Below are 3,690 nucleotides of genomic sequence, written 5' to 3'. Positions count from 1 at the left end.
GCTTTATTTCAACAAAAACCTCTTAAGTACTGTCTAAAAATATTTGACCACTACACATCGGGATAATCAACTCGTTTAACCATTGCTTCAAGCCAAGGTTTACTATCATCATAATGATAGGTGGTTCCATTACCCTCAGCATCAATGATCTGCTCGATACGCTGCTTATCATCGTATAGATACTGCGTTTGATAACCACTACAGTCGGTCTGACTGGTCAAGTTGCCGTAGTCATCGAATGTAAACTTAAAACTACTACTGTTGGCTAAGGTTTTATTTTACTAACTCATAGCAATTAAAAAATTATAGTTCTTCAAAGTCTTCAGTTTTTATATTTACCCATAATTCTTTGTTAAAAGTTAGTTTTTTAGAACCAAATTTGAAAGGAGAATTTTCTTTGTTGATTTTATAATAATTAGTTTTTAGTGGATTTTTTTCAGCTAGATAGTAATAAGAACCCTTATCTCCTAAATACCACCAAGATACAGCTGAATTTTGATGAGATTTATTGAACTGAGTATATAAATCTTCTGATTTTATAATTACAGGTTTTGTATGGCAAGATACTAAAAATATAGAAGCGCATAATATAGTAAATAATTTTTTCTTCATTATGATTAATCCCTTAAAAGCTACTGCTATTGTCTTGATTAGAAATATACGGACGTAAGAGTGAAGTTTTATTCTTTTTTTCCAATTCAATGATATGAGTGCTTAACTCTCTGGGGGTTTCAAACCCAAATAGATCATCAGCATCAACATCTTCATTTACAACATAATAAATAGCATTAGAAGCCCAAGATGCACATGTACGAGTATACTTCCATTCAGCTTTTTTGTTAGAATATTCTTTCCAACGCTTTCTTTGATTTGGAGTTAATTCATAGTATCTATTATATTGACCACTACTTTTTTCCATTCCTATACGAACATCAGTTTTTGAACCATTGTTGGGAACATCGGGATGAGTGTCAGGCCATAAGCCATAAGTAGTTATATTTTTAGTATTAGAATTAGTGTAACTAATCCAAGCATGCCCATCTGAGAATCCAGCCTCTGGAGAAGTATTAGAGTGAATTCCTAAAACAGCCTTATATTTCTTTATTTCTACTACTTGAGTATTAGTAACATTCTTTTTAGTAAGGCCAAGAGTTGTTTTTAATGGATATTTAGTTATAGCAATCCTTTTAATTTCAGATGTATTCCCGTTAATAGATTTAAAATCCTTTCCACCATACTTTACAACATATTTAAGAGATTTTATTATAATTCCCGACTCTATATTATGTATAAATGAAGAGCCATCTTTATTAAATACTGAATTGGTTACAATTGGCTTAGTGTGTGTGACAGATGGTTTGCCATATAAACTTCGTGTAAAGCTGATAATTAAATCGTAAGTATAACCAGTAAAATCTCTTGGTTTTGAACTTGTTAGTTTTAAACTAGTGTATTTAATAGCCATTATTTTTCTACCTCTATAACATCTTCATTTCCGTCATCAATACTATCATCTTCGAAAATCACATGTATCTCATATTCTTTAGACGCGTCATCAACCAATACCTTTAATTTACCTTCTAGATCTGTAGTATGTATTTCTGTTGAACCATCAGGTTTGAAAAGTAAACATTTGGTATTTGCTATAGGAATCCCATCTTGATCTTGGACAAGATAATGCAAATAGTAGTCTAAGTTTTCAGGTAGTTTAGCTGTTGGTAAATGTACAGCAGGAGAACCTGATCTACCCCCACTACCCCGATCCACCTTACTCGCCTTATATCCTACTTGAGCAGGCGTGATAAACGTCACATTACCACCCGATATCTCAATACCACTGCCCGCTGCTTTTAGGGTCAGCGTATCAGGGGCGATAATCTCGATACTGTCTCGGCTATGCAGGCGTAGCACTTGCTCACTATCGAGTCGCATCTCGTTCTGATGCGCTTGTATCGTTACATCACCATGAGCGGCGGTATGAGTTTGGGCTTTGTTTGCGTAGTAATGGATGTCCCCTGCTACTAGCTGATTCATCTGCGTTTGGCTGTGATGATGGGTGCTGCCTGTGGCGTGGCTATGTGTGTTTTCAGTACTGGTATGTTGACTGTGTTGTCCTGTGAGCATGGCAAGGTGACGTTGAGAGTCGATAAGCAGATTGGCTTGTTGCCACTGTCCTGCCTCATCTAGTGCACTGTCATTGGTGTCTTTGCTAAATTGACCAAATGGCGTTTGTTGCTCTCCTCCCTTGTTATTGTTTAGGCTACTACTTTGACTGCTGCCATTTATGCCTACTGGTTGATGGGTTTCTGCTAGGCTTTGATAGGCTATTTGATGTTGGTCAGCGGTTTGTAGTTTGCTATGACTGTCATGATTCATGTGAGGGTTTGATGAGGGGTCTGACTGGCTACTACTGATATGAATGCCGGTGCTGCCTTGGATATTGGCAGCCGCTTGGGTCTCGATACTGATGCCTTGGCCACGTGCTTGTCCACGGGTATGGTCGGTGTGCTGGTAGAGATGGCCAATGGTTAGGCTGGACTGATAGCTGCTGCTATAGGCGTTGATCTGCGGACTCTCAGGATGGGCGTCAAACATGAGCTGGTTATAGCCATTGGTGACGCTGTCTTTGGTGGCATCGCCTGTACGACTGCTGTCGATGCTTTGCGTTTTGATACCGTCTATGGGGTAAGCATGGCTTTGATTAATGAACCAAGCTGGACTGGTGGCGTCAAGGGTATCTGAGTCACTGACGATGCTATTGTGCTGAGCATCAGAGTTGCCTTGTCCGTTATGGGTGCTGCCGATGATGATGGGATGGGTGATGTCACCACCGATGAAGTCGATGAGGACATGCTGTCCATGACGCAGAGGATGGGTCTGTCCCATGTGATCGGCGACGAGGTGACTGGCGATGGGTATCCAGTGAGCATCATCCTGACTATTGTCGCTATTATTATCGCTGCCATTACTGTCATCAGATTGCCAGTGATATCTGATATGAGCGCGGTGGTTACGGTCATGGGTGATGGCACTGCTGTCTGTGTCTATGATGCTGGCACTCATGAGTCCTGTCAGACTCGGATGCGGCTCGCCAAGCTCGCTTAACTGCTCTCCATAGGGAATATGGTGATGATGTGGAAACGGTAGGTAGCAGGCGTTAACATAATGGACGTTGTTGTTATTGTTGTTATTATTGTCATCATCATTGTCATGACTAGCATGGTTGGTATTGGGCTGCAAGGTAATAGGATCAAAGGCAACTGCGCCAAGCCAGTCTGCGGGTATATGATTGTTAATCTGCTGATGTATGGAGACAAGACTGATCGGATCGGTCAGATAAGGGTTGCCATCGATATAGTGGCTACTGGGCAAATTCAGATGACGGATGTTGCCTGTTAAGTTACCAAGATTGGCAAGCTGCTTTGCGTGCTGCTGATAGCGGGTGGCAAGCGCAGTGAGTCCATCGTCATTTAGGTGGCTATGACTGTGTAAGAAACGACTGTGAACATTGGGGCTGTCCGAGTCAATAGGTTGCTCACTGGTGCTATTACCGGTATAGGTACTCATCAAGCGGTTGTCGTAACGATATAGGTCGCTCTGCTGAGTGTGCTGGGCAACTTGCGGACGAATGGCGGTGTAGTGGTCAACTAATTTAGGACACCTGATAAGAGGTTTTTGTTAAAGTAGCGT

Annotated in this window: 4 protein-coding genes; all 4 read right to left on the bottom strand. The window is 41.0% G+C overall.

The genetic code is table 11. From position 1 onward, the window contains the following. Window positions 1–50: 50 nt before the first annotated feature. The 4 genes from EI164_RS15135 to EI164_RS15120 all read right to left on the bottom strand — a co-directional run bounded on the left by EI164_RS15135 (window position 51) and on the right by EI164_RS15120 (window position 3,567). Window positions 51–221 (bottom strand): RHS repeat protein, encoded by a 171-nt coding sequence (locus tag EI164_RS15135; protein ID WP_192520774.1) that lies wholly within the window; start codon window positions 219–221, stop codon window positions 51–53. Window positions 222–303: 82 nt separating this feature from the next. After that, window positions 304–612, bottom strand: a complete 309-nt coding sequence (locus EI164_RS15130) for a hypothetical protein (RefSeq protein ID WP_192520773.1) — start codon at window positions 610–612, stop codon at window positions 304–306. A 13-nt stretch (window positions 613–625) separates the two neighbouring features. After that, a complete protein-coding gene (locus EI164_RS15125; RefSeq protein WP_192520764.1) occupies window positions 626–1,465 on the bottom strand; it encodes a hypothetical protein in 840 nt (279 codons plus the stop codon). Beyond that, a complete protein-coding gene (locus EI164_RS15120; protein ID WP_192520762.1) occupies window positions 1,465–3,567 on the bottom strand; it encodes a DUF2345 domain-containing protein in 2,103 nt (700 codons plus the stop codon). The genes EI164_RS15125 and EI164_RS15120 overlap by 1 nt, the downstream gene beginning before the upstream one ends. Between the last annotated feature and the right edge of the window lie 123 nt (window positions 3,568–3,690).

It is taken from the genome of Psychrobacter sp. FME13 (genome assembly GCF_014861395.1).
In the GTDB taxonomy this organism is placed as follows: domain Bacteria; phylum Pseudomonadota; class Gammaproteobacteria; order Pseudomonadales; family Moraxellaceae; genus Psychrobacter.
This window is presented reverse-complemented; position numbering and strand designations above follow the sequence as displayed.

Excerpts from the sequence above, each read along its gene's own strand:
- EI164_RS15130 (WP_192520773.1), bottom strand. The coding sequence starts at position 612 with ATGAAGAAAAAATTATTTACTATATTATGCGCTTCTATATTTTTAGTA.
- EI164_RS15125 (WP_192520764.1), bottom strand. The coding sequence starts at position 1,465 with ATGGCTATTAAATACACTAGTTTAAAACTAACAAGTTCAAAACCAAGA.
- EI164_RS15120 (WP_192520762.1), bottom strand. The coding sequence starts at position 3,567 with ATGAGTACCTATACCGGTAATAGCACCAGTGAGCAACCTATTGACTCG.